This window comes from Wohlfahrtiimonas sp. G9077, from assembly GCF_002252155.1.
GTDB lineage: Bacteria > Pseudomonadota > Gammaproteobacteria > Cardiobacteriales > Wohlfahrtiimonadaceae > Wohlfahrtiimonas.
This window is the reverse complement of the sequence record NZ_NEFD01000003.1, coordinates 87726-112538: the sequence shown is the minus strand read 5'-3', so window position 1 is coordinate 112538 and position 24813 is coordinate 87726. Positions and strand designations below refer to the sequence as shown.

The 24813-nt window shown below is 44.2% G+C and carries 22 protein-coding genes and 1 tRNA gene; 4 read left to right on the top strand and 19 right to left on the bottom strand.

Annotated features, from left to right (window positions below; genetic code table 11):
* Nucleotides 1-29: 29 nt before the first annotated feature.
* The 3 genes from B9T20_RS05380 to gltS are packed head-to-tail and all read left to right on the top strand — an operon-like array spanning nucleotide 30 to nucleotide 2920.
* Nucleotides 30-758 carry an IclR family transcriptional regulator gene (locus B9T20_RS05380; protein ID WP_094490144.1) on the top strand — a complete coding sequence of 243 codons (729 nt, stop codon included), beginning with the start codon at nucleotides 30-32 and terminating at the stop codon, nucleotides 756-758.
* 21 nt (nucleotides 759-779) lie between these two features.
* Complete coding sequence (gene hutG, locus B9T20_RS05375; RefSeq protein WP_094490143.1) at nucleotides 780-1715, top strand: formimidoylglutamase; 936 nt, start codon at nucleotides 780-782, stop codon at nucleotides 1713-1715.
* Complete coding sequence (gltS, locus tag B9T20_RS05370) at nucleotides 1712-2920, top strand: sodium/glutamate symporter (protein ID WP_094490142.1); 1209 nt, start codon at nucleotides 1712-1714, stop codon at nucleotides 2918-2920. Before hutG ends, gltS begins: the two co-directional genes overlap by 4 nt.
* 29 nt (nucleotides 2921-2949) lie before the next feature.
* On the opposite strand, the gene B9T20_RS05365 is transcribed toward gltS, so the two are convergent.
* The 6 genes from B9T20_RS05365 to hfq all read right to left on the bottom strand — a co-directional run bounded on the left by B9T20_RS05365 (nucleotide 2950) and on the right by hfq (nucleotide 8911).
* Nucleotides 2950-3552, bottom strand: coding sequence for a Smr/MutS family protein (locus B9T20_RS05365; RefSeq protein WP_094490141.1), 603 nt, complete (start codon nucleotides 3550-3552; stop codon nucleotides 2950-2952).
* A 118-nt stretch (nucleotides 3553-3670) separates the two neighbouring features.
* Nucleotides 3671-4969 carry an adenylosuccinate synthase gene (locus tag B9T20_RS05360; RefSeq protein WP_008316525.1) on the bottom strand — a complete coding sequence of 433 codons (1299 nt, stop codon included), beginning with the start codon at nucleotides 4967-4969 and terminating at the stop codon, nucleotides 3671-3673.
* 70 nt (nucleotides 4970-5039) lie between these two features.
* Nucleotides 5040-5924, bottom strand: a complete 885-nt coding sequence (gene hflC / locus B9T20_RS05355; RefSeq protein WP_094490140.1) for a protease modulator HflC — start codon at nucleotides 5922-5924, stop codon at nucleotides 5040-5042.
* 18 nt (nucleotides 5925-5942) lie between these two features.
* Nucleotides 5943-7220, bottom strand: a complete 1278-nt coding sequence (gene hflK / locus B9T20_RS05350; protein WP_008316522.1) for an FtsH protease activity modulator HflK — start codon at nucleotides 7218-7220, stop codon at nucleotides 5943-5945.
* Nucleotides 7221-7299: 79 nt separating this feature from the next.
* Nucleotides 7300-8589 carry a ribosome rescue GTPase HflX gene (gene hflX, locus B9T20_RS05345; protein WP_094490139.1) on the bottom strand — a complete coding sequence of 430 codons (1290 nt, stop codon included), beginning with the start codon at nucleotides 8587-8589 and terminating at the stop codon, nucleotides 7300-7302.
* A gap of 55 nt (nucleotides 8590-8644) precedes the next feature.
* Nucleotides 8645-8911, bottom strand: coding sequence for an RNA chaperone Hfq (hfq, locus tag B9T20_RS05340; protein WP_008316518.1), 267 nt, complete (start codon nucleotides 8909-8911; stop codon nucleotides 8645-8647).
* 579 nt (nucleotides 8912-9490) lie between these two features.
* Here hfq and radA point away from each other — a divergent pair.
* A complete protein-coding gene (gene radA, locus B9T20_RS05335) occupies nucleotides 9491-10870 on the top strand; it encodes a DNA repair protein RadA (protein ID WP_094490138.1) in 1380 nt (459 codons plus the stop codon).
* Nucleotides 10871-10900: 30 nt separating this feature from the next.
* Here the strand turns inward: radA and mnmE are convergent, their stop codons facing one another.
* The 13 genes from mnmE to B9T20_RS05270 form a co-directional block, all read right to left on the bottom strand.
* A complete protein-coding gene (mnmE, locus tag B9T20_RS05330) occupies nucleotides 10901-12226 on the bottom strand; it encodes a tRNA uridine-5-carboxymethylaminomethyl(34) synthesis GTPase MnmE (protein ID WP_094490137.1) in 1326 nt (441 codons plus the stop codon).
* An 87-nt stretch (nucleotides 12227-12313) separates the two neighbouring features.
* Entirely contained in the window at nucleotides 12314-14008 is a 1695-nt protein-coding gene (gene yidC, locus B9T20_RS05325) for a membrane protein insertase YidC (RefSeq protein WP_094490136.1), read from the bottom strand.
* A gap of 37 nt (nucleotides 14009-14045) precedes the next feature.
* Nucleotides 14046-14255, bottom strand: a complete 210-nt coding sequence (gene yidD / locus B9T20_RS05320; RefSeq protein ID WP_008316510.1) for a membrane protein insertion efficiency factor YidD — start codon at nucleotides 14253-14255, stop codon at nucleotides 14046-14048.
* Entirely contained in the window at nucleotides 14252-14599 is a 348-nt protein-coding gene (rnpA, locus tag B9T20_RS05315) for a ribonuclease P protein component (RefSeq protein WP_094490135.1), read from the bottom strand. The genes yidD and rnpA overlap by 4 nt, the downstream gene beginning before the upstream one ends.
* A gap of 62 nt (nucleotides 14600-14661) precedes the next feature.
* Complete coding sequence (gene rpmH, locus B9T20_RS05310) at nucleotides 14662-14796, bottom strand: 50S ribosomal protein L34 (protein WP_081600433.1); 135 nt, start codon at nucleotides 14794-14796, stop codon at nucleotides 14662-14664.
* A gap of 70 nt (nucleotides 14797-14866) precedes the next feature.
* Nucleotides 14867-16069 (bottom strand): methionine adenosyltransferase, encoded by a 1203-nt coding sequence (metK, locus tag B9T20_RS05305; protein ID WP_369907451.1) that lies wholly within the window; start codon nucleotides 16067-16069, stop codon nucleotides 14867-14869.
* Nucleotides 16070-16241: 172 nt separating this feature from the next.
* On the bottom strand, nucleotides 16242-17924 hold the full coding sequence (leuA, locus tag B9T20_RS05300) for a 2-isopropylmalate synthase (protein WP_094490133.1): 1683 nt from the start codon (nucleotides 17922-17924) through the stop codon (nucleotides 16242-16244).
* A 433-nt stretch (nucleotides 17925-18357) separates the two neighbouring features.
* Nucleotides 18358-19659, bottom strand: coding sequence for a trigger factor (gene tig / locus B9T20_RS05295; RefSeq protein WP_094490132.1), 1302 nt, complete (start codon nucleotides 19657-19659; stop codon nucleotides 18358-18360).
* A gap of 64 nt (nucleotides 19660-19723) precedes the next feature.
* A tRNA-Leu gene (locus tag B9T20_RS05290) sits at nucleotides 19724-19806 on the bottom strand.
* An 80-nt stretch (nucleotides 19807-19886) separates the two neighbouring features.
* Nucleotides 19887-20768, bottom strand: a complete 882-nt coding sequence (gene folD / locus B9T20_RS05285; protein WP_094490131.1) for a bifunctional methylenetetrahydrofolate dehydrogenase/methenyltetrahydrofolate cyclohydrolase FolD — start codon at nucleotides 20766-20768, stop codon at nucleotides 19887-19889.
* Nucleotides 20765-21652, bottom strand: coding sequence for an RNase adapter RapZ (gene rapZ / locus B9T20_RS05280; protein ID WP_094490130.1), 888 nt, complete (start codon nucleotides 21650-21652; stop codon nucleotides 20765-20767). The genes folD and rapZ overlap by 4 nt, the downstream gene beginning before the upstream one ends.
* Nucleotides 21653-21746: 94 nt before the next feature.
* Complete coding sequence (tilS, locus tag B9T20_RS05275) at nucleotides 21747-23039, bottom strand: tRNA lysidine(34) synthetase TilS (protein ID WP_094490129.1); 1293 nt, start codon at nucleotides 23037-23039, stop codon at nucleotides 21747-21749.
* Entirely contained in the window at nucleotides 23036-24784 is a 1749-nt protein-coding gene (locus B9T20_RS05270) for an autotransporter assembly complex family protein (RefSeq protein WP_094490128.1), read from the bottom strand. The genes tilS and B9T20_RS05270 overlap by 4 nt, the downstream gene beginning before the upstream one ends.
* Between the last annotated feature and the right edge of the window lie 29 nt (nucleotides 24785-24813).

Here is a 24813-nt window from a genome sequence, read left to right as displayed (position 1 = left end):
ATTGCTATTGTAATCCTAGGAGTTAGATTATGAAAAGCACTGATCGATTATTGAATATCCTGTCTTATATTGCCTCTTGTGGTAAGCCTGTCTTCCCAAAGCACATGGCACAGGAGTTAAACATCCCGTTATCCTCGGTTTATAGGATCTTAAACATTCTCATAGAATGGGAATTTGTCACACCATCTCGTAAATATGGGGCATACACTTTAGGCGCACAAAGCTTAAAGGGGCAACATTTACATCAAACCTATTCCATTTTTAATGATGATGTCGATGCCGTCTTACAAAATCTCTGTGATGTCACCGGAGAATCCGCCGGTATTGTGGTGGCAGATTACACAGAAACCATCTGCATCAAAATGGTGGAGAGCGAACAAGCGCTGCGCTGCTCATTTTTACCTGGGCGCGTCAATCAATTGACACTAGGCGCAAGCGGTAAAACATTGCTCGCCTTTAAAGAGGCACACATTCGTGATGCCATCATTGAACATGCCTACCCGAATGATTGCCCGGAGCGGACAAGCCTCATGAAAGATTTGGCCTGCATTCGTGATCAAGGTTATGGCCGCACGATGGGTGAAATTGATCCTGGCGTGCTTGGCATCTCTGCCCCCATTTTCCGTCATCAATCCGCCATTGCCGTGGTGACATTGATGGCCCCTTATTTCCGTGGCAGCGCACATGAAGCACAATGGATTGAAGCCATTTTAGACGCAAGCGCCGCCATTACTGCCTTAATTGGCCACGACCAATAATGATTAACCAAAGGAGTCATCATGCCTGATCCATTTGTCTGGTCCGGACGCTTTGATGGCGACGACGCTTGTCATCGCCGCCTATTTCAAGTGATCAACCAATCCACTGCCCCACAATTTGGGCTGCTTGGCTTTCAAAGCGATGAAGGCGTGCGCCGCAATCAAGGTCGTTTAGGTGCAGTCGCAGCCCCTGATTTGATTCGTCAACAAATGGCGGGTTTTCCGGTGCATCAAGACTTTAGCCTCACAGATTTTGGCAATGTCCGCGTTGAGCATCAAAATCTAGAAGCCGCACAAACAAAGCTTGGTCAACACGTGACCATGCTCATGAATCAAGGCATCACACCCATTGTGTTAGGTGGTGGTCATGAAACCGCTTATGGCAGCTTTCAAGGCATTTTTCACCATGTGGCACAGCAGCATCCGAATGAATCCATTGGCATCATCAATTTTGATGCGCACTTTGATTTAAGATCTGCCGATGAAAACACCTCCGGTACGCCATTTTTAAATGCCGCTCACCTATGCCAAGCGCATGATCAACCCTTTCATTATCTTGTGCTTGGCATTGCTGCCCATGCCAATACGCGCGTGCTTTTTGAAACAGCCGATCAACTCAATGCGACATACATCATGGACACTGCATTGAGTGATCTTCAGCACACATTCACAATCCTCAACACATTTGTGAATGCTGTGGATCATATTTACATTACCATTGATTTAGATGTGTTCTCAAACTTCATTGCCCCCGGCGTCAGTGCACCTGCCGTGCGTGGGATCAGTGTGGCCACCTTTGAAGCCTTGTTCACCCATTTAATTGACAGCGGTAAAGTGCGCTTATTAGACATTGTCGAGTGCAACCCGAATTTTGACATTGATCAGCGCACCACAAAATTGGCCGCCTTCATTGCTTACCAATTCATTCAACATCACATTCAAAAGGAGCCCTCATGAACTTGCACCTTGACTCACTCAGCACGCTCTTTTTAACAGTTTTGTGCCTACTTTTGGGATTGTTCTTAAAAAATCGCATCACTTGGTTACAAAAATTCTGTATTCCGGCACCGGTGATCGGCGGGTTTATCGTCAGCATCGTGATCTGGGTGCTTAGAAGTTTTGAGCTGGCCACTTTTTCCTTTGACACAAGCATTCAAAGCTTTTTAATGGTGGCATTTTTCACCACCGTTGGGATTGATGGCAGCTTTCGCATCCTCAAAAGCGGCGGTAAATTGCTCCTCATTTATTTGTGCATCTGTTGGTTTTTAGCACTCTTTCAAAATACATTTGGTGTTGGCATTGCCCTTTCATTGGGTGCAGACCCGATTTTAGGCGTAATGGCTGGCGCTGTCTCCTTAACGGGCGGACACGGCGGTGCGGCGGCCTTTGGTGGCATGGCAGAAGGCTTAGGCCACTCATCGGCAGCCGTTGCCGCAATTGCTGCTGCAACTTTTGGTTTAATTGCCGGCAGCATTTTAGGTGGTCCTGTTGCACGCTTTTTAATCAAACGCCACAATGTAAAAATTGAAGCCATTGATGATGCTCAAAATCTCCCCAATGAGCCAAAAACATTGGCCAATGCTGTCAAAGAGATTGATGTGACAGCCTTTTTAAAGGTTTTGGCCATCATTCTTGGCATTATGGTGGTTGGTCGCATTGCCTCTGCACAATTTACACAATGGACCGGTTTTTCTCTGCCAAGCTATGTGGGTGCGATGATCATCGCCATCATTGTGCGTAACTTTAATGATGCTGCAGGCATTGTGAATTTGCATCAAAAATCCATTGATTTGATCTCTGGCGTATCCCTTGGCTTATTCTTAACGATGGCGATGATGTCTCTGAAAATCTGGGAGTTGAGCGACATTGCGTTACCGTTACTCATCATTTTATTGCTGCAAGTGACATTCATTGTGCTCTTTGCCGTTTTCTTTGTCTTTCGAGTGCTTGGCAAAAACTATGATGCTGCCGTCATGTGTGCAGGCTTAATGGGTCATGGTTTAGGCGCAACGCCAAACGCAATGGCAAACATGACGAGCGTGTGTGACCATTACAAAGTGATCTCCACTCGTGCATTGATGATTGTGCCCTTAAGTGGTGCGGTGTTGATTGACATTGTGTCGATCCCTTATCACACCTATCTCATCAACTATTTCTCATAAAACATCAAAAACCGCCTACGGGCGGTTTTTTACTCTTTGACCCACGCTTTGCGCTTTAATAAAAAAATAACCGCGCCATCATTATTGCGCTCTTCTGTATAAGCGAGCACTTCAGGATATTCATACAGCCAGCGGCGCACATGATTTTTCAAAATCGGCGTAAAATTTTTAGAACCTAAACCGCTGCCATGGATGATGCGCCCACACACGCCCTTAGACTGCACATAATGGCAAAATTCTGTCAACAGCTCGTCTAACCCATCCATTTTATGGCCATGCAGATCTAAGCTCTCTATAATGCGATAGGTGCGCTGCTGAAGCTTTTGCACATCACGGTTGCCCTGCCCATTTTTTGAGTGACAAATGGGTGCAGCTTCATAGGTTTCACCAATATAAAGATAATCATATTCAATCTCTTCATAATGGGGACGCACACGTACTTTGCGCTTTGGCATCAAAGTCAATGGATCAACACGATCACTGTAAATGCGCTTCACATCTTTCATCACGCTTGCAAATTCTGGCTCAGGTGCCATGGGCTTTTGCGCCGCAGCCGCCATCTTTGCCTTCAACTCATCGCGACGAATGACGGCTTTCATCTGCTTTAATTGTTTTTGATAATCCTTTGCCATGGTGACTCTTTTGAATGAACGAAAGGTTTTACCCTATCATTGACACTGCTGCGTTTCAACGCCTGACATAAAAAAAGGGCCCATGGCCCTTTTCATTTAATCTTTGATGCAACGAATCTTACAATTCAGCAAATGGGTCGTTCAATACGATGGTTTCAGAACGATCTGGACCTGTTGAAATCACATCCACTGGCGCATCAATCAATTGCTCAATGCGTTTGATGTAGTTTTGCGCGTTGATTGGCAACTCTTCAAACGTTTTCACGCCCACTGTGCTTTCAGACCAGCCAGGATGAGATTCATAGATCGGCTCACAACGTGCAAAGCGATCGGCACCGTATGGAGGATAATCTAAGGTTTCACCATCTAAATGGTAACCTGTACAGATTTTCACTTCTTCCATGCCATCGAGTACGTCTAATTTCGTTAAGCATAAACCAGAAATACTGTTCACTTCTACAGAGCGGCGCAATACAGGTGCATCAAACCAACCACAACGACGCGCACGGCCAGTCACTGAACCAAATTCATGGCCACGTTCTGCCAAGCCATAACCCACATCATCATGCAATTCTGTTGGGAATGGACCTGAACCCACACGTGTTGTGTACGCTTTAACAATACCCATCACATAATCAAAGTATAAAGGACCAACGCCTGTACCCACAGCGGCACCACCGGCTGATGTGTTGCTTGATGTCACAAATGGATAAGTTCCGTGATCAATGTCTAAGAATGTGCCTTGAGCACCTTCATACATCACGCTCTTACCTTCTTTGCGTAAATCATTCAACTCTTCAGAAACATCCGTCACCATCGGTAAAATGCGTGGTGCCAATGCCATGATTTCATTGTACACAGCATCCACACTCAATGGTTCTTTGCCAAAGTAGTTTTGCAATACAAAGTTGTGGAATTCCATCACTTGAACCAATTTTTCTTTAAAACGTTCAGGATAGAAAAGATCCGCCACACGAATTGCGCGACGTGCCACTTTATCTTCGTACGTCGGGCCAATGCCGCGGCCTGTGGTACCAATTTTGTTCACGCCCAATTTTTCTTCGCGCGCAAGGTCAATGGCAATGTGATAAGGCATCACTAAAGGACAAGCTTCTGAGATTTTCAAACGCTTATCAACATCCACACCTTTAGACAATAATTCATCCATTTCGCTTAATAAAGCAACTGGCGACAACACAACACCGTTACCGATGTAACATGTGATGTGTGGACGTAAAATACCAGATGGAATCAAGCGTAAGACTGTTTTTTCACCATTGATCACCAAGGTATGACCGGCATTGTGACCGCCTTGGAAACGCGCAACTGCGGTTGCTTTTTCCGTGAGAAGATCAACAATCTTACCTTTACCTTCATCACCCCATTGAGTGCCAACGACAATGACATTCTTACCCATTTGTTTTATTCCCCGATTTCAAATTTTGAATAAAAAAAAAAGAAATGCAATTCAATGATGTTTTCGCACGCTATTTAGGCTGAAAATATTTAAAGAATTCAGAATCCGTATCGAGAATTAAGATGTCGCCATCTCGCTTAATACTCTTCTGGTACACTTCTAAACTACGATTAAATTCGTAAAACTCAGGATTGGCCGAGAACGATTTTGCATAGATCTCTGCGGCAGTGGCATCGCCTTCACCGCGTAAAATTTCCGCTTTCTTATATGCATCGGCTAAACGAATTTCGCGCTCTTTATCGGCTTTGGCCACTTTTTCTACATAGGTTGCTTCACCGCGGGCACGGAACTCTTTTGCCGCGCGTTCACGCTCAGTGTTCATACGATCATAAACGCTTTGTTTCACATCTTCAGGCAATTCAACACCTTTGATGCGCATATCAACAATCGCGATCCCGTATTGTTCACCGGTTAAACGCACATTTTTTAAAATGTCATTTTGAATGATCGAACGCGTCGTATTGCCGCTGACTTCATCAATCCCTGCCACCACTTCTTGTAAATTACGATTGGCAAATTCCGCACGATAATTGTCTTGCACCACAGGGCGCAATAAATTATTCAAACGCGCAGGATTCCCTTGTACACGTTCATAGAAGACTTTTGGATCTTCAACACGCCATTGCACAAACGTATCGACGATGAGATTTTTCTTCTCAAGGGTTAAAAAGGGTTCAGGATCGGTGTCTAAGGTTTGTAGACGACGATCAAATTTTTTGATGGTATTGATGAATGGCACTTTAAAATGCAAGCCCGGCCCGATATTGTTTTGTTGCACAACACCAAACTGTAAGCGAATGGCCGTTTCCCACTGTTTGACAATGTAAATGGAGTTCGCTAATAAGAACACTGCAATAACAGCGCCAATCACGATTTGTGTAATTCTCTGATTCATGTCTTGCCCTACTCTAAATTAACGACCATCTTGGCGACTGCGAATGTTCACAGCACGCTCTGGGGTGGTATTCACGCTCGTTGCCGACTGTTTTGGCAACATGGCTTGCGGTGCAGTTTTGTTTTGAGATTCGCGAATCGTTGTGGAATCAATGTCTAATTTAATGGTTTGTTGCTGACCATTGCTTAACAACTGATCTAATGGCAACACCATCAAATTATTGCTTTGTGTATTCATCAACACTTTATTGGTGGTTTGGAAAATGTTTTCCATCGCATCTAAATACAAGCGCTGACGCATGATCACAGGGGATTTAGCATACGCAGTATTTAATAACGTAAAACGTGCCGCCTCACCTTCTGCTTTAGCCACAACACTTTGCTTGTAACCTTCCGCTTGAGCCAATTCACGTTCAACTTCACCATTGATGCGTGCTAACACATCTGTGACATAAGTATTCGCTTGGTTGATCATGCGCTGTTCATCTTCACGTGCTTTGATGGCATCTGTAAAGGCGGCTTGCACAGATTTTGGTGCTTGTGCATCCACTAAGTTCACATTGGTGATTTTTAAGCCCACACCATAAGAATCGAGCACTTGTTGTGCTAAGGATTTAACCTCTGCCACCAATTGAGCACGCCCTGACGTTAAAATGGCATCTAAACTGGTTTGACCCACACGTTCACGCAAGGCACTTTCCACCACATCGCGAAGGGTACCATCAGGATTACTTGAGGCAAACCAATAAGCCGCAGGATCTTGGCGATCAATTTCATATTGCACTTCCACGCGCACATCCACAATGGCCTCATCTTTTGTGAGCATCATGGTCTCTTTGTTTGTGCCAATGGTTGCTGAAAAACGGTTTTCAACGTTGATGATGCGGTGCTCACCAATCGGTGATGGGAAGCGCCAATGCATACCAGGACCTGTGACCGATTGCTCTTTACCTAAAAAAAGCACCACGGCATTGTTACCGGTATCGACAATATAAATCCCTGTGAGCATCCAAAGAATGAACACCACAAATGCACCAAAGCCCATCACTTTGCCGCTTAAATTATTGGGCATTTTGCTAGGTGATCGAGGTGCTTGATTTGGCTGATTGCCATTCCCACCATTGTTTGAAGATTTACCAAACATTTTATTTTTTAAATCTTTCAATAAAACGTCTAAATCTGGCATATCCTCTTGCTTTGGTTTTTGATCTTGACCACGTGGCGGCTCGTTAGAACCCCCCGAATTTTGACCATTTTTAGGCTCATTCCAAGCCATTTCTACAGTACTCTCTTTCATCTTTCCCTTAAATTAAAGAATTTTTAGACAAAACTTGCCATACGCTACCAATTTTTGCCATAAATTGCACCTAAAATCTCTAGTTGAGGTATTTTTGGGCATCAACATCATGCTTTAACAAGCGGTCCCACTCAGCTTTATGCATCAATAATGCCATCACAAATTCACCTTGTTCATTCACAGACTCATTTTTAACGGCATTTAATGCAAATAGCTTAGCACGTAATCGCCCTTGTGATGGCGGGAGAACAACATTTTTCGTCACATGTTGATCTTTAAAATAATCGCCAATGGCGTCTTTAAGGGATTGAATCCCTAAATCTTTTTCTGCAGAAATCCAAACTGCAGTCGGTTGATTCGCATCGTTATAACTAACATGCGGCTCAACATTTTCTAATAAATCAATTTTATTATTCACTTGAATGCGTGGCACAGATTCAGCGCCGATTTCTACCAATACATTCGCCACCTGCTCGCTTTTAAATTCACGCTCAGGATCACCGGCATCGATCACTTCTAAGAGAAGATCCGCATCGGCTGCACTTTGTAAAGTAGAATGGAATGCGGTGACAAGCTCATGGGGCAATTTAGAGATAAAACCAACAGTATCGATCAACACTACATCGCCAATGTTTTCTAAAAAGAGTGTGCGATGTTTAGGATCAAGCGTGGCAAAGAGCTTATCTTCCACATAAGTGCCTGCATCTGTTAAGCGGTTAAATAGACTCGATTTACCCGCATTCGTATAACCGACAAGCGCCACAACTGGCACACCTAAACGATTGCGCAGTGCTTGTCCTTGCTCGCGGGTTTGTTGGACTTTTTCTAATTTTCTTTTGAGCTGCTTAATGCGTAGCCCAATCATGCGTTTATCCATCTCAAGCTGAGATTCACCGGGACCACGCAAACCCACGCTACCGCCACGCAAACTGTCTAAATGCGTCCACATCCGCACCAAACGCGAGGAAATATGCGTCAATTGCGCAAGCTCCACCTGAAGTTTACCTTCAAAGCTTTCTGCACGCTGTGCAAAGATGTCAAGGATGAGTGCGGTACGATCGACCACACGGACTTTTAAGAAACGTTCTAGGTTACGATTTTGTGAGGGAGAGAGTTCATGATTAACGATGACAACGTTCGCTTCTAGAGCATTGACTGCCTCTAAAACCTCTTCAACTTTCCCTAAACCTAAGAAGTATTTTTGATTCGGCGTTGCGAGCTTGCCTTTAATCAAGGTAAGCTCGCTCACGTCCGCAGCTTTGACCAGTTCTTGGAATTCTACAATTTCTTCTGCATGGGCATCTTGTGTCTGTAGACTCACAAGAACGGCTTGATCTCCACTTCGTGTCTGACTTTCGTTTTCGAACATTTATGTCTGTATGCCGGCTAAAAAGTCAATTCTAACACGAAATTCGCTTTGGCGATTAAATTGTGATTTCTGTTTCAACTTCTTCAGAAACGGCTTCATCACCATCAAAGCTCACACGAATGCTACGTGCAGGTACGATTGTAGAAATCGCATGCTTGTAGATCATTTGGCTAACGTTCGAGCGCAATAACACCACAAATTGGTCAAAAGATTCTACTTGACCTTGGAGTTTAATACCGTTGATCAAATAAATAGAGACTGGGATTTTTTCCTTACGGAGCACATTTAAAAATGGATCCTGGAGAGATTGAGATTTTGCCATTGTTATATCCTTCACTAATATTAATTAATTTTGAGAAATTTGTTACATCTTTATTGTACTGATTCGACTATCTCCACCTAGTGAACATTATATACATAAATATTTCCATTACGCGATAGAAACTATAAATGTCAATCATAAAGTCACCAAATACTGCTGAACCTAGAAAGATGTTGACCAAGTGATGTGCTTTTTAATTTACATCAAAACAACTAAAAGCATAGAATCTCTTCACCCGATGGTGTCAGACGCTACACTCTCAATCATACAACTTTTTCAACAGCCTTTCATTGTCATAAAACACAATGTTATCTACTTTTACAATGAAATAGAACACAGATAGATCCATAAACAGCTCGTTTATCGATCATTGGACCTGCACACATTGAAAAAGCGACTTTTTCAACAGCTCTTCTTTTTCGTCAAGCTGTATTGTATTTTTAGATGAATATATTGGAATCAGTCTGTATTATATCCTTTTACGAGCAGGATATAGACCTTTTTTTGTACACATTCGTATATATATATGAAACGCTACGTTCTAAAAAAGGAACAGACTAAGGAATAAGTGCGATATTTATGAGCAAAACGAAAAAACAGTACGTTTGTCATGCTTGTGGCAACGTCACCCAAAAATGGGCCGGTCAGTGTCTTGAGTGCCTAGAATGGAACACCATTGAAGAGGCAATTGTGGAAAAAGCGCCGCCCACTTCCGCGCGTTTATCAGGTTATGCGGGCACCGCAGGCAGTGCTGCGATTCAAACCCTCAACAATATTCAAAAAGAGGAACACCAGCGTTATGATACAGGATTGACAGAGCTAAATCGAGTCCTTGGCGGTGGTTTGGTCACAGGTTCTGTGGTGCTCATTGGCGGCGATCCTGGCATTGGTAAATCCACCATCTTATTGCAAACGATGGTGCATTTTAGTCAGCATTATGATGTGCTCTATGTGACGGGCGAAGAATCCCCAAGCCAAATTGCCTTGCGGGCAGAGCGTTTATCCCTTGCGCAAAGTGAGCTTAAAATTCTCTCTGAAACCTCAGTGGAGAAGATCATTGCAACGGCAGAAGCCCTGACCCCAAAAATCATGGTCATTGACTCCATTCAAACCATTTTTACAGAGTTCTTAACCTCTGCACCCGGCAATGTGGCGCAAGTGCGAGAGAGTGCTGCCCTGCTCACTCGTTATGCCAAACGCACCAACACTGCCATCTTCTTAGTGGGTCATGTCACCAAAGAAGGCGCAATCGCAGGGCCACGCGTATTAGAACATATGGTTGACTCTGTTTTATACTTTGAAGGTGAAGTCGGTTCGCGTTTTCGCGTCATGCGTGCCTATAAAAACCGCTTTGGTCCTGTCAATGAGCTTGGCATCTTTGCAATGACGGATAAGGGCTTACGTGAAGTGAGTAATCCTTCTGCCATCTTTTTATCGCGCCACGATGAGCCCAGCGCCGGCAGCGTCATCATGGTAACCAAAGAAGGCACGCGTCCCTTATTGGTTGAGATTCAAGCATTGGTGGATCAATCTTTTGGCAACTATCCGCGCCGTGTAACATTGGGGATTGAGCAAGCCCGTTTAACGATGCTGCTCGCGGTGCTCCATCGTCATGCAGGCATCGCAATGAATGATCAAGATGTGTACGTCAATGCCGTTGGCGGCGTTAAAGTGACAGAAACTGCCGCAGATTTAGCCGTCATTGCTGCAACCTATTCCAGTTTTCGCAATAAAGTGATTCCGGCGGATTTAGTGATCTTTGGCGAGGTGGGTTTATCCGGTGAAATTCGCCCGATTCCCCATGGTGAAGAGCGCTTAAAAGAAGCATTCAAACATGGCTTTACCAAAGCGATCTTGCCAAAAGGCAATGCACCACGCAAAATACCAGAAGGATTAAAAGTCGTCTCGGTCACTAAATTATCGGAAGTGATTGATGCTTTAAATGAGTTTAGCGAATAAAAAAATCCCCGCACCTGCGGGGATTTTTCTTTATTTACCGATACAGAAACTTGAGAAGATCTCTCCAAGCAACTCATCGGTGCTAAATCGCCCGGTAATGAGCCCGATGTCATCTTGTGCAAGGCGAATCTCTTCTGCCACCAAATCAATGCTGTGACCGGCCGTTAACAACGTTTTGGCCACTGCTAAATGCGCCAAGCTATCTTTTAACGCCACCAAATGGCGCTCGCGAGCACTGAACAAACCTTGTGTTGGCTGAAACTGTACAATCTCCACAATGGCATCTCTTAAAAGATCCACCCCTTGATGCTCTTTAGCAGAGAGGGCAATCACATTGCCGTCTTTACCGGTGGGTTTACCTGTTAAATCCACTTTATTGCGCACATGCAAAATGGGCACATTCAATGAGGACAATAAAGGATCTTCCTCAATGGTTTGATCACGGTCATCATGAATCCATAAAATTAAATCGGCTTTTTTCATGGCTTCACGTGTACGGCGAATCCCTTCTTGCTCAATCACATCTGTGGTTTCGCGAAGCCCTGCAGTGTCAATGATGTGAAGCGGCAAACCGTGAATCACCACATGTTCTTTTAATGTGTCGCGGGTTGTGCCGGCAATGTCCGTCACAATGGCGCTCTCTTCCCCGGATAATGCGTTTAAAATGCTCGATTTACCAGCATTCGGCTTACCGGCTAACACAACGGTCACGCCATCGGTCAATAACTTACCTTGATTGGCACTCGCCAATAGCGCTTGAATGTCACCCTCTACGGCATCAAGACGCTTTAGCACATTGCCATCTGTGATGAAATCAATGTCCTCTTCACTAAAATCAATGGTGGCTTCCACATACACACGCAAATGGATCAACGCATCATTGATGGCACTTGTTTGTGCTGAAAATTGTCCGGACAGGGAGTTCATTGCCGCTTTAGCCTGCGCTTCACTTTGACTCATGATCAAATCATGAATTGCTTCTGCCTGCACCAAATCCAATTTACCATTTAAAAAAGCACGCTCTGTGAATTCACCGGCTTTTGCAGGCTCTGCCCCAAGGGCATACACACGTTTTAACAAGCGATTGAGCACCACCAAGCCACCATGACCTTGAAGCTCTACGCATTCTTCGCCCGTAAAGGAGTTTGGTCCTTTAAAATAGATGACAAGGCCTTCGTCCATCACTTCATCATTGTCGTCATAAAATTGTGTGAATGTGGCGTGACGCGCAACGAGCGCATCTTTTTTGGCAATTTGTGCACCAATGGCATGGCTCATTGGCCCTGAGATGCGCACAATGCCCACGCCACCAATAGAGGTGCCAGATGCAATGGCCGCAATGGTTGTCTCTTTCATGATTCCCTCTTCAATTTAATCTTGCGAAATAAAAAATCTCCTACAATGTCGCCATTATAGGAGATGATCATTCAATGCATTGAAAAATTATGACATTTTCTTTTGAGCTGCTTCAATGCGACGATTGATGAGCCACTGTTGTAAAATGGTTAATAAGTTATTCACGATCCAGTATAAAACGATCCCTGCGGCAAACCACATGAACATGAAACCAAAGACCAATGGCATGAATTTCATGATTTTAGCTTGCATTGGATCTGGTGGCGGTGGGTTAAACATTTGTTGAACAAACATCGTCGCACACATGATGATCGGTAAAATGAAGTAAGGGTCCATGATCGCCAAATCGTGAATCCATAAGATCCAAGGCGCTTGGCGAAGCTGAACACTCTCTTGCAACATCCAGAACAATGAGATGAAAATTGGAATCTGAATGAGCATTGGCCAACAACCACCCATTGGGTTCACTTTCTCTTTACGATAAAGGGCAATGGTTTCTTGACCAATTTTTTGTTTATCTGATCCATAAAGCTCTTTGATGCGCTGCATCTCAGGTGCTAAATGACGCATTTTGGCCATTGAGCGATAACCTTTTTCAGACAATGGATACAAGATCAATTTTGCCGTTAAGGTTAATAATACAATTGCCCAACCCCAGTTGCCCACAATGCCGTGGAAGAATTCAAGCACCCAAAGCATCAATGCAGAAATCGGGCTGAACCAACCATAATCGAGCGTCAACTCTAATTTAGCATTGCCTGTCTCTTCTTGGCCTTTGTCATTCACATATGTGTATTGACCGGCATCCACTAAATTCTTTTTGATTTTAGGACCAGAATACAAGCTGTTTTTAAATTCATAGGATGCATGTGCAGGTACCATAACAGGATCTTTTGACATTAAGCGGATCATCGCCATGTCACCCGGTAATTTAGCCACTTCCACAACATGTGCATTAGTATTTAATGCCAACCATGCAGAGGTGAAATATTGCTGAATCATCGCGCCCCAGCCCGCTGTCCCTTCTTGCTTGATGGCCGGTGCTTTTTCAATCAATTTATCAAAAGGAACTTTTTTATAGCTCTCTTCACCCATTGAAAATACTGGACCTGTATAACTCGATGCACCCATTAAATGGCCGCTGGCTTTTGGATCTTTTTGCAATAACTGCATGTAGTTGATGCCTTGCCATGCTTGATCCGTATTATTGTCAATTTTTTGGGTAAAGCCGATGTCATAGCTGCCACGTTTAAACTCGTACGTTTTTGTCACCACAATGCCGTTGGCATCTGTGTACGTTAACGGTACGATCAAAGTGTCTTGACCTTCTTCTAATGTATAGCTGTCCGCTTGAGCAGTAAATTCTGTGCTGTGTGGGAAAGAGGCTTGGCCAGAGGTGCTGATTAAACCCGTTTGACTCACAAAGCGACGTTTTGGATCTGAGGACAATAAAGCAAATGGCACATCTTTTTGCTCTAAGCTTTCAGAGTATTTTAATAACTTAACATCTTCGATGTCCGCACCGGTTAAAGCGATATTAATGGAAAAAACATCTGTGGTGACAGAGATTTTTTTAGAATTGTTCATCATGCCATTTGGCACATTTGCTGAATTCAATTGTGGCACAGAGCCATCGGTGGCTTGGCCATCGAGCATTTGTGTCACGACTTGTGCACTTTCTGCCTCAGGCGGCTTCGGTGCATTGGCAAATTGCCACTTACTGAAAAGCATAAAGGCCAACAGACCAAAAATGCCCCAGAGGATTAATCGATTATTTTGCATAGTAATATCTTTAACTCAAAATTTAACAAAGAAGATGCTACGGAACAGGATCTTTACCGCCATCACAAAACGGATGACAGCGGATCAATCGCTTGAATGTTAGCCAACAGCCTTTGATTGCACCATATTTTTGAATGGCTTCGATGGAATAATTTGAACACGATGGTGTAAAGCGACACTGCTGCCCCACCCATGGACTCAAAATCAGTTGATACAACTTAATTAAACCAATTAAAATCGTCTTCACAACTTTTCTATCCGCTCCCAATGCTGTTTCAAAGATTGATGCAATAGTTGTCGATTATCTAAGGAAACGTTCCCTTTGACAAGCACAACAATATCAAACCCCGTCAATTTTTCTTGATGCAAGCGAAAAGACTCACGCACAATGCGTTTTACAAGATTTCGGTCATGCGCCTTTTTAAGCTGCTTTTTTGCAATCGCAAGCCCTAAACGCCCTTGCCCCTTTTCGGCTTGTGCCTTTGCAAGCACTGTAAAGTAGCGATCAGAGGATCGAAATGGATGATCAAATGTGCGACTGTAATCCGCTGGCGTTAATAAACGCTGCGCTCTGGTAAAACGATAATTCATGAATTTCCCGCTAGAATGTAAAAAGGCGCTTTTAACAGCGCCTTTTTAGCAATAATCAGTGATTATGCAGATAAACTTGCACGACCGCGAGCACGACGACGGTTTAAAACTTTACGACCGTTTTTAGTTGCCATACGTGCACGGAAACCGTGGTCACGTTTTCTCTTAATTACGCTTGGTTGAAATGTACGTTTCATATTGAACCCTTAAATGTTTTGTAACGCAAAAATAAACAAAAATTTTAGCTTTTTATACCAAAAAGTCAAGTTATAGTTTAGCTTCGCTTCGTAAAAGCTCTGCTTTATCCGTTTTTTCCCAACTAAATGCCGTGGCTTTAGTCTCGATATGATCAGCATTTTGATATGTGATTTCATACGGATCACGGCCAAAATGGCCATAAGCAGCGGTTGGTTGATAGATCGGATGCAATAAATCGAGCATCTTTGTGATCGCATAAGGGCGAAGGTCAAAATGTGTGCGCACTAAACGCTCAATCTCAGCTTCAGGAATCTTATTGGTTCCAAAAGTTGTGATGGAGATCGATGTTGGCTCAGCCACACCAATTGCGTAAGACACTTGAATTTCACACTTATCTGCAAGGCCTGCTGCCACAATGTTCTTAGCAACATAACGTCCTGCATATGCTGCTGAACGGTCAACTTTGGAAGGGTCTTTTCCTGAGAAAGCGCCCCCGCCATGGCGTGCCATACCACCATACGTATCCACAATGATTTTACGGCCTGTTAAACCGCAGTCACCCACAGGTCCGCCAATGACGAAAATGCCCGTAGGATTGATGTGGAATTTGGTTTTTTCTGTGATCCACTCTTTAGGAATCACATGCTTGATGATGAGTTCCATCACCGCTTCTTTTAAATCTTTTAAGCTCACATCCGGATTGTGTTGTGTGGACAATACGATCGCATCGATGCCTTTAATGTTGCCTTCATCATCATATTCAAATGTGATTTGGCTTTTAGCATCCGGACGAAGCCATGGCAATAGGCCAGATTTGCGCACTTCAGATTGGCGTTGCACTAAACGGTGTGCATACGTGATGGGCGCAGGCATCAATACATCGGTTTCATTTGATGCATAACCAAACATTAAGCCTTGGTCGCCCGCACCTTGATCTTCAGGCTTCACGCGATCAACACCTTGAGCAATGTCTACGCTTTGCTTACCAATGATGTTTAAAATGGCGCACGTTGAACCATCAAAACCCACGCTTGAAGAGTTATAACCAATGTCATTGATGACATTGCGCACTAAATCTTCTAAATCCACCCACGCGCTTGTGGAGATCTCACCTGCGATGATCGCTGCACCCGTTTTCACTAAGGTTTCGCACGCCACACGCGCATGAGGATCTTTTTGAATGATGGCGTCTAATACGGCATCGGAAATTTGGTCGGCAATTTTATCTGGATGTCCTTCAGACACAGATTCTGACGTAAATAAATAGCTCATATTGAATTCTCTCAAAGTAAATGGTGAGTCCGAGGATCAAAAATCCTAAGACAATACATCTATTGTACTCTTGTATCCGAAACGTGTTAACCACCGAATACAACCCATATAACAAAGCCCACCCGCATGGTGGACTTCGCTATTTTATCAGCTATCGAATAAGAATCTAGGATTATTTTACTTCAACCCAGCCTTTTGCAATGGCGCGGTTCAATGCAGAGATCACCGCATCAATAGATGCACGCGCAGTATTTGCATGAATCGCCACCCCAAATAAGGTGCGTGATTCCACCTGCATTTCCACAAATGCCACCGCTTCAGCTTTTGAGCCTTGGCTGCGGGCATGTTCATGATAACTCACCACATCCACATCAATCTTAAGGGTTTCATTTAATGCATTGACTAAAGCGGCAATTGGGCCATTGCCGTGACCTTTGGCATGATATTGCTGCGTTGGTGTTGTGATCACCGCGCTGATTTCAGTGTTACCTGTTTCGTCTTCCACAATGCTAATCGGCTGACCAATGACCACATTGCCTTTGGTTAAATATTCACGGTTAAATAAATCAAAGATCATGGGCGAGGTGACTTCAATGCCTTTGGCATCGGCTTCTGCCTGTACGGTTCGACTGAACTCAATTTGTAAACGGCGCGGCATGTTGATGCCATGATCTTCTTCTAATAAGTACGCAATGCCGCCCTTGCCCGATTGGCTATTCACGCGGATCACCGCTTCATAAGAACGGCCTAAATCATGGGGATCCACCGGTAAATAAGGGATTTTCCACATTTGATCCGGTTGATTTTTCATGTCAGATAAGCCTTTACGGATCGCATCTTGGTGCGAGCCTGAAAACGCTGTGAACACCAATTCACCTGCATACGGATGACGCGGATGCACTTTAATGGCCGTACAATGCTCAACCTCACGCACCACTTTATTGATTTGTGAGAAATTCAACTCAGGATCCACGCCTTGCGTATACATGTTCAATGCAACGGTAATGATGTCCACATTCCCGGTGCGCTCGCCATGGCCAAATAAACAGCCTTCTACGCGATCGCCACCTGCCATCAATGCCAACTCCGTGGCCGCAACAGCGCATCCTCTGTCATTGTGCGTATGAATGCTCACAATCACGCTGTCACGACGACTGATGTTGCGACAAAAGTACTCAATTTGGTCGGCATATACATTTGGCGTTGCCACTTCAACCGTTGCCGGTAAGTTAAAGATGATGGGCTTTTCTGGCGTTGGATTGGCAATTTTCATCACCGCTTCACACACTTCCACGGCAAAGTCCACTTCTGTGTCTGAGAAAATTTCTGGCGAATACTCAAATGTCCAATCGGTTTCTGGGTATTTTGCCGCCTCTTTGACCAATAATGAGATGCCATATTCTGCTAAAGCGATGACCTCTTCTTTCGTTTTATTAAAGACGACGCGGCGAAATGTCGGGGACGTGGCATTATAGACATGCACAATCGCTTGCTTGCAGCCCTTTAAGGCTTCAAATGTACGCACAATCAAATCTTCACGCGATTGCGTCAACACCTGAATGGTGACATCCTCAGGGATGCGATTTTCTTCAATCAAACGGCGCACAAAAGTGAATTCCGTGTCAGATGCCGATGGGAACGCCACTTCAATCTCTTTAAAGCCACATTCGATCAACAAGTCAAACATGCGTAACTTTTGCTCGATGTTCATGGGTTCAATCAAAGCTTGGTTGCCATCGCGTAAATCCGATGATAACCAGCGCGGTGCTTTATCAATCACTTTATCAGGCCATGTGCGATCTTTTAAACGAATGGGGGTAAAAGCTTGGTATTTAGCAGAAGGTTGCGCAATCATAATGTATCCTTTTTTCCTACGGTGTAATGATGAATGAATGGTTTTGAATTGTTATGTTTTTTCTAAGTCGCACAGCATAACGCCACGCAAACCAACGGTAGTTTTTCGCATGGGTACTGTCATTTTGGATTTTAAAACTCGCTATGAACATCAATCATCTCTTCTCGTTACTGATTCAAACTCTGGCCATATACGTGGCCAACGTCAAAGGCTGCAATCGTTGCGATTACAGCAGAATAAGTCGTAGGAGAGATAAATTCACAGGATTTGTTTTCATAGAAATTAACATAAAAGGATTTGAGCCATTCGTCAAGCAATTCATCCATTTTTTCTGTCAATCTTTATAGGAATGATCAACATTTCAATAAGATACATTTTAAAAGATGAAAAAAAAGCCTGACATTGTCAGGCTTTTTGATCCAATGATCAGCAATTATGCTTTCTTAGGATTCATCACTTCTTGGAAAGTTGTGGCTGTTTCTACCACTTTTGCTTTTGCCAATACAGTTTCGATCACTTGATCTTCTAATGCGATGTTACGCACTTGTTGCATTGTTTTGTCATCTTTCTTGAAATGTGCTTTCACTTCTTCAGGATCTTCATATGTTGCCGCTAAGTTATCTAAACGTGCTTCCACATATTTTTCATCTAATTTCAAATCTTGTGCTTTCACCAATTCAGCCAAAATCAAGCCTAAACGTGCTCGTTTTTCAGCTTCTGCGCCAAATGCTTGTTGTGCAATTTTCATGAACTGTTCTGCTTGTTCTTGATCTTTTGGCTCTGGGAAATTAGATTGTTTTGCCATGGCTTGAATCTCAGCCATCACCAATGCTTCAGGAATGTCAAAAGGATTCGCTTCAGACAATGCTGTCATCACGTTTGTTTTCAATTGGTTGTGAAGCACATTATTGAGTTCACGCACCATGTTTTTAGACAACTCTTCACGCAATTTAGCAATGCCACCTTCTTCGATGCCGAAAGTTTTTGCAAACTCATCGTTCAATTCAGGCAATTGTGGAGATTGTACTTTATGCACAGTCACATCAAATTCAGCCGCTTGACCTTTTAAGTTTTCAGCAGGATAGTTTTCAGGGAATGTCACGTTGATTGTGCGAGTTTCGCCCGCTTTAACGCCCATCAACTCATCTTCAAAACCAGGAATCATAGAGTTTGAACCCAACACTAAAGGAACATCTGTACCTTTACCGCCTTCAAATTCTACGCCATTGGCACGGCCAACGAAGTCGATCATGATTTTATCGCCATTTGCAGCTGCGCGATCTTCATCATTCCAAGTGGCTTGTTGCTTACGCAATGTTGTGATCATCTCTTCTAAATCAGCGTCTGTCACTTCAGCCGTTGGTTTAGCGATTTCTAATTGTGCCAAATCATTCAATGTGATTTCTGGCATTACTTCAAATTCAACCGCAAACTTCAATTCACCTTCAACTTCAGAAGGTACGATCACAGGGTAACCTGCAGGCTTAAATTCTGCATCTTTGATGGCATCTCTGAATGTTTCATTGATTTTTTCGTTGATGATTTCATTTTCAATTTCAGCGCCATGCATGTTATCGACAACTTTTACTGGCACTTTTCCAGGACGGAAACCATCTAAGCGGATGCGCTTAGCCAATGCTTTTAAACGCTTATCTTTTTCTAAGGAAACTTCAGCTGCATCTAATGCGATCTGTACGCGACGTTTTAAACCTTCTAATACTTCAACTGCTGACATAATTTAAGCACCTAATTTTAATGTAGAAATAAAAAAAGGTGCGTATATACGCACCTTTGTCACCTGGTGCGAGAGGAGAGACTCGAACTCTCACGGTTGCCCGCTGGAACCTAAATCCAGTGCGTCTACCAATTTCGCCACTCTCGCAATGAGAAGAGAATTATACGCGCTTCTCATTTCTTGTCAATACACGCCGTTTACGTGATCAAAAATTGGTCAATATTTGATCATTTCATCAAACGATTGGGATCTTCGATCTCATTTTGCATGCAAGCGGCAGATAATGTATTGCGAAGCAAACAGGCAATCGTCATTGGACCGACGCCACCTGGCACCGGTGTGATGAATTCAGCTTTTGGCGCGGCGGAATCAAAATCCACATCGCCCACCAATTTATTTTTGCCATCCACTTCAATGCGGTTAATGCCCACATCAATGATGGTGGCACCCTCTTTAATCCACTCACCTTTAATCAATAAAGGTTGACCCACAGCAGCCACAATGATGTCCGCTTCTTGACACACTTCTGGTAAATTTTTCGTTCTAGAATGCGCCACCGTAACGGTACAGTTTTCTCTGAGTAACAACTGAAACATCGGTTTACCCACAATGTTTGAGCGCCCAACAATCACTGCTTTTTTACCGGTTAAATCACCCAATTTATCTTTCAGCAATAACAATGATCCTAATGGCGTGCATGGCACCAAAGAAGGCTCGCCAATCGATAAGCGCCCCACATTGACAGGATGGAAGCCATCCACATCTTTTGCGGGTAAAATCGCTTGTAACACCGTTTGTTCATGAATGTGTTTTGGCAAGGGCAATTGCACCAAAATGCCGTGCACCGAAGGATCCGCATTGAGCGTTGCGATCAAATCCAATAATTCTGCTTGCGTTGTGCTCGCATCTTTTTTGAGCGTCACAGAGTTCATGCCGCACTCTTCGGCAAATTTCTGTTTATTGCGCACATACACTTGGCTGGCAGGATCTTCACCCACTAAGATCACCGTTAATCCTGGGACTAAGCCATGCGTTGCTTTGAGCGCTGCAATTTGCTCAGTCAATTTTGCACGTAAGCCTTGAGCAAATAATTTACCATCAATAATCATTGTTCCTCCAACTGTGTCTGACAAGAATGTGTAATGTGTAATTCGCGGTGTTTCACGATTAACGGATAGCGCTTGGCCACATTACGTGCCAATTGCTCCACCAAGTAAACGGATCGATGCTGACCACCGGTGCAACCAATGGCGATTGTTAAATAAGCGCGGGTGCCTTGTTCAAACTTTGGCAGCCACGCATCAAAAAATTGCTCAAGATCTGTTAAATACGTCTGAACGTCCTCACGCGCGTTTAAATACTCAATCACCGCTTGATCTCGCCCTGTTTGCGGGCGAAGTGACGGCTCCCAATGAGGATTGGTTAAGCATCTGGCATCGAAGACAAAATCAGAATTGAGCGGCACACCATTTTTAAAGCCAAAAGACTCAATTTGTATGAAGAGTTTGCGGCGCTCATGTTCAGCTAAGAGATGTTTTTTCAACACTGCGCGCAAATCATGCACGCTTAAACTTGAGGTGTCGATGTGTAAATCTGTGTACTCCAACAAAGGCTGCAGGAGCGAGCGCTCATATTCGATGGTGTCTAACAATGAGCGATGGGTTTTATAAAAAGGATGACGGCGGCGCGTGTCACGATAACGCTGTAAAATCGCCTCATTGGTGGCATCTAAAAAAACAAAGTCTGTCTTTTGTGGCAAATCGCGCAGCGCACGAAATACCTCATCGGTGCGCTCTAAATCCTCCGGAAAGCCTCGCGCATCCACCACAATGGCCAAATTTCTCTGATCGTCCTCTTCGGCAAACTTTTCCACAAAGGAGAGAACAAAGCTCAGTGGTAGATTATCCACACAGAAAAAGCCTTCATCCTCAAACGTTTCAAGGGCAATGGATTTTCCTGCCCCCGACAAACCACTGATGATTACGATTTGCATATAGCCTCACTCAAAAATGAACAATGAATTTTGCGACGCGCGCATTGAATCCCGAATGTTTCACACTGTTTGCTCATTTGAATGATCATGGCTATCAGTGCTCTCGGATGATGGTTGGCAATATGCCTGAGGGCTCGCACAGCGCTCGATAACGCTGACTTAGCCCTAAATGCTCGATCCAAATCACCTCGCCGGTTGCGCGGTCTTTCAGGAGCTGTATGTCATGGCGTAACCATGGCTCTAACGCGATTTCTTGGAGAAGTTTTTTCACAGTTTGGGATCGATCTCGCCACATGGGATGAAATGAACCGCCATTTTCGCGGTTTACGAGCATTAAATCAAGCCCACGCCAAAAAGATAATGGCGGCGCATGATCACTTTTCACCCACGCCACGCGATGATTGACCACAGGTTTGGGTTTTAAAAAATACAACGTGTGCTCAAAGGCGCGAATGCACCAATCATGCATGGCAAAGCAGCTTTCGGAAGTGGGCTTTTTCGCCACAAACATGGCAAAACACTGATCAAATTGGCGCTTTTCTAAAATCACATGGTGCAAATTGAGCCAATGGCGCAGTAAATTCTTTTGGCGAAGCTGTGACAATGTGCGCATCTCTGTTAAATCCAATTGCCCATTGGCAATGGCACGCTGAGCATCCATTTCGGCAATCTCTAACAACAATGCATCGCTCTCTTGAATGAGCTCCGCGCTTCTGGCAAAGGTTTGTTCATAATGGGGAAAAAACTCTGCCACTTTTGGGAAAATGCCATTACGAATCTGGTTGCGCGCCTCTTCAACCCCGTGATTGGTATAATCCTCCATCCATGCAATGCCAAGGCGTTTGCCGGTTTGATAGAGCGTGGATTTGGAGATGCTTAAGAATGGACGCAGCACTTCGATGGCATGGGATCCAAAGTGCAAAGTGGTCATCGCGCGCATGCCACCTAAACCCAATGTCCCTGAACCGCGCAGCAAGCGATACATCACCGTTTCTGCTTGATCGGAGCGATGATGCGCCACCAACAATAAGCCTTTGCCGCCCATTTGTGCCATCGTTTTGGCAAACTGAATGTAACGGGCTTCACGGCCGCAGGCTTCTGCTCCTTTTTGATCGATGTCGATCACCACATCATAATTGACAAAATCAATGCCATAATGCTTCGCTTTATCACGGGCGAAATTTGCCCAAATGATGGAATCTTCACCATGCCATTGATGATTGACATGAATCGCCGTAATGGGCGGCAACTGTGCACGATATGTGTGCAACCAATGAAGCAGCATGTTTGAATCAATGCCTGCACTTAAACCAATGTAGAGATGATCATATGCATTTAAAGTGGCATGATATTTTTGAAAAATTTTCTCGTACCAATCGGGGATCATAACTCAGCCCCAATGTTTAAGTGAAAACGCACGGTATCACCAAATTCACGGTTAAATCCGTGGGCGATGTCAAACTTCACCACGCCAATTTGCGAATACCAACGGGCACCAACACCTGCACCCACTTTCCAGTTGGGTTTTGGGCCATTAAATGCATCGCCTGCATCCACAAAGGTGACGCCGGCCCACTCTTTCGTAAAGCGATGCTCATACTCAAAGCTTGCCACCACCAATTTTTTACCGCCATAAATCTCATTGCTGCGGTAACCTTTCTCGCCGATGCCATTGTAACGATAACCGCGCACAGAGTTATCGCCGCCCGTTTGGAACAATAACGCCGGCGGCATGTTGTATAAATCTTCACTGGGCACAAAGGTGTGGCCAATTTGCCCGCGTAAAATGATGCGATCATTTTGAAAGCCTGGAATGGGAATCACAGCGGTGCCTTCGGCTTTGACTTGAAGAAAATTCACATCCGAAGCGATCTGTTTTGCAGCCCCGCGCACCATGACAGAACCTTTTAACACCCAAGCGGTGAACCAAGGGTTTTCGATGTTTTGCCACGTAAAGGTGGCACTTGGCACGATCATTTTGGTGTGGCGGCGCACGCCATCGGGCGTTCTAAAGCGGTCATTTCTGTAATCTAATGCATAGACCTGCTTTAAATTATCCTTTTGATATGTGCTGGCAGCACCTAACACAAAAGCGGTGTAATCCCGATATTTTGTGTCCTCATAATCATAGCGCACATAAAAGTCATAAAAACTGGTGGCCGGTCGTTTGCCAGGCACCGTATAAACCAATGCCGCGCGGCGTTGCTTTTGAGCTAAGAGTAAATCCACCGTCATTTTATGCCCCATCGGGTTTAAATAACGCCATGTGCCAAGCCCTGAAATTCTCGCGCCAATGTCTGTGCTGTAACCTAAGCCTACGCTAAATACGCGGCGTTTTTTTGGCGTCACTTTAATGTCAAGCGGCACGGTGCGATTTTGATGATCAATCGTTGGTGTGATCACCACTTCTTCAAAATAGTCAGAGGCATCTAAATCTTGCTGCAGCTCTAACGTGCGCGTGTCGGAAAATTCTGTCTCTTCGTTCATCATCACATAACGGCGCAACAAATCTTCAGAGAAATAATCACTTTGGAACGTCACTTCCCCAAAGTGATAACGGCGACCTGTGTCCATCGCTAAATGCACAAGACTTTTATACGTGTCTAAATTGACGATGATTTGATGCACCGGAAAATCCACCTCAAAATAACCCATCGATAATGCGCGGTTATAAAGGGTACTTTTCATCTTCTCATAGCTCACCTGATTTAACGGCGCACCTAAACGCAAATCGCTCTCTTGAATGATGGTTTTGAAGATTTTTTTGCGGCGGCCTTCCCCTTCAAGCTCAAAGATCAGATCATTAATTTTAATGGGATCTTCAGGGTTGATTTGATAAGTGGCAATCCATGTATCGCCCTCTTTGGTGAGGTTTGTTTTAATCTTCGGGCGATAAAATCCGTAAGGTTCAAGGGCTTGCTCAATCTCCGCAGGGGCTTGCTCGTTCAGCCACTCAACACGCAAAGCAGGCGGCGCTTCTCGGTTCTGATATTCATAAATGCTCAGAGCATTTTGCACGTTTGTTAAGGCGGTTTTGTGCCCGTCTAAGCCTTCGATGCGAACAGTCAATTTGTCCGCATGCGCTAAACCTAACGTCAACAAAATGGCGATGCACGGGAAGTATACTCTCATCCTAATTCGTTCATTGTATGATTAAGAGC

What these genes read in the sequence shown, in the direction of transcription:
- B9T20_RS05380 (WP_094490144.1), top strand. Translation starts at nt 30, where the DNA reads ATGAAAAGCACTGATCGATTATTGAATATCCTGTCTTATATTGCCTCT.
- hutG (WP_094490143.1), top strand. Translation starts at nt 780, where the DNA reads ATGCCTGATCCATTTGTCTGGTCCGGACGCTTTGATGGCGACGACGCT.
- gltS (WP_094490142.1), top strand. Translation starts at nt 1,712, where the DNA reads ATGAACTTGCACCTTGACTCACTCAGCACGCTCTTTTTAACAGTTTTG.
- B9T20_RS05365 (WP_094490141.1), bottom strand. Translation starts at nt 3,552, where the DNA reads ATGGCAAAGGATTATCAAAAACAATTAAAGCAGATGAAAGCCGTCATT.
- B9T20_RS05360 (WP_008316525.1), bottom strand. Translation starts at nt 4,969, where the DNA reads ATGGGTAAGAATGTCATTGTCGTTGGCACTCAATGGGGTGATGAAGGT.
- hflC (WP_094490140.1), bottom strand. Translation starts at nt 5,924, where the DNA reads ATGAATCAGAGAATTACACAAATCGTGATTGGCGCTGTTATTGCAGTG.
- hflK (WP_008316522.1), bottom strand. Translation starts at nt 7,220, where the DNA reads ATGAAAGAGAGTACTGTAGAAATGGCTTGGAATGAGCCTAAAAATGGT.
- hflX (WP_094490139.1), bottom strand. Translation starts at nt 8,589, where the DNA reads ATGTTCGAAAACGAAAGTCAGACACGAAGTGGAGATCAAGCCGTTCTT.
- hfq (WP_008316518.1), bottom strand. Translation starts at nt 8,911, where the DNA reads ATGGCAAAATCTCAATCTCTCCAGGATCCATTTTTAAATGTGCTCCGT.
- radA (WP_094490138.1), top strand. Translation starts at nt 9,491, where the DNA reads ATGAGCAAAACGAAAAAACAGTACGTTTGTCATGCTTGTGGCAACGTC.
- mnmE (WP_094490137.1), bottom strand. Translation starts at nt 12,226, where the DNA reads ATGAAAGAGACAACCATTGCGGCCATTGCATCTGGCACCTCTATTGGT.
- yidC (WP_094490136.1), bottom strand. Translation starts at nt 14,008, where the DNA reads ATGCAAAATAATCGATTAATCCTCTGGGGCATTTTTGGTCTGTTGGCC.
- rnpA (WP_094490135.1), bottom strand. Translation starts at nt 14,599, where the DNA reads ATGAATTATCGTTTTACCAGAGCGCAGCGTTTATTAACGCCAGCGGAT.
- rpmH (WP_081600433.1), bottom strand. Translation starts at nt 14,796, where the DNA reads ATGAAACGTACATTTCAACCAAGCGTAATTAAGAGAAAACGTGACCAC.
- metK (WP_369907451.1), bottom strand. Translation starts at nt 16,069, where the DNA reads ATGAGCTATTTATTTACGTCAGAATCTGTGTCTGAAGGACATCCAGAT.
- leuA (WP_094490133.1), bottom strand. Translation starts at nt 17,924, where the DNA reads ATGATTGCGCAACCTTCTGCTAAATACCAAGCTTTTACCCCCATTCGT.
- tig (WP_094490132.1), bottom strand. Translation starts at nt 19,659, where the DNA reads ATGTCAGCAGTTGAAGTATTAGAAGGTTTAAAACGTCGCGTACAGATC.
- folD (WP_094490131.1), bottom strand. Translation starts at nt 20,768, where the DNA reads ATGATTATTGATGGTAAATTATTTGCTCAAGGCTTACGTGCAAAATTG.
- rapZ (WP_094490130.1), bottom strand. Translation starts at nt 21,652, where the DNA reads ATGCAAATCGTAATCATCAGTGGTTTGTCGGGGGCAGGAAAATCCATT.
- tilS (WP_094490129.1), bottom strand. Translation starts at nt 23,039, where the DNA reads ATGATCCCCGATTGGTACGAGAAAATTTTTCAAAAATATCATGCCACT.
- B9T20_RS05270 (WP_094490128.1), bottom strand. Translation starts at nt 24,784, where the DNA reads ATGAGAGTATACTTCCCGTGCATCGCCATTTTGTTGACGTTAGGTTTA.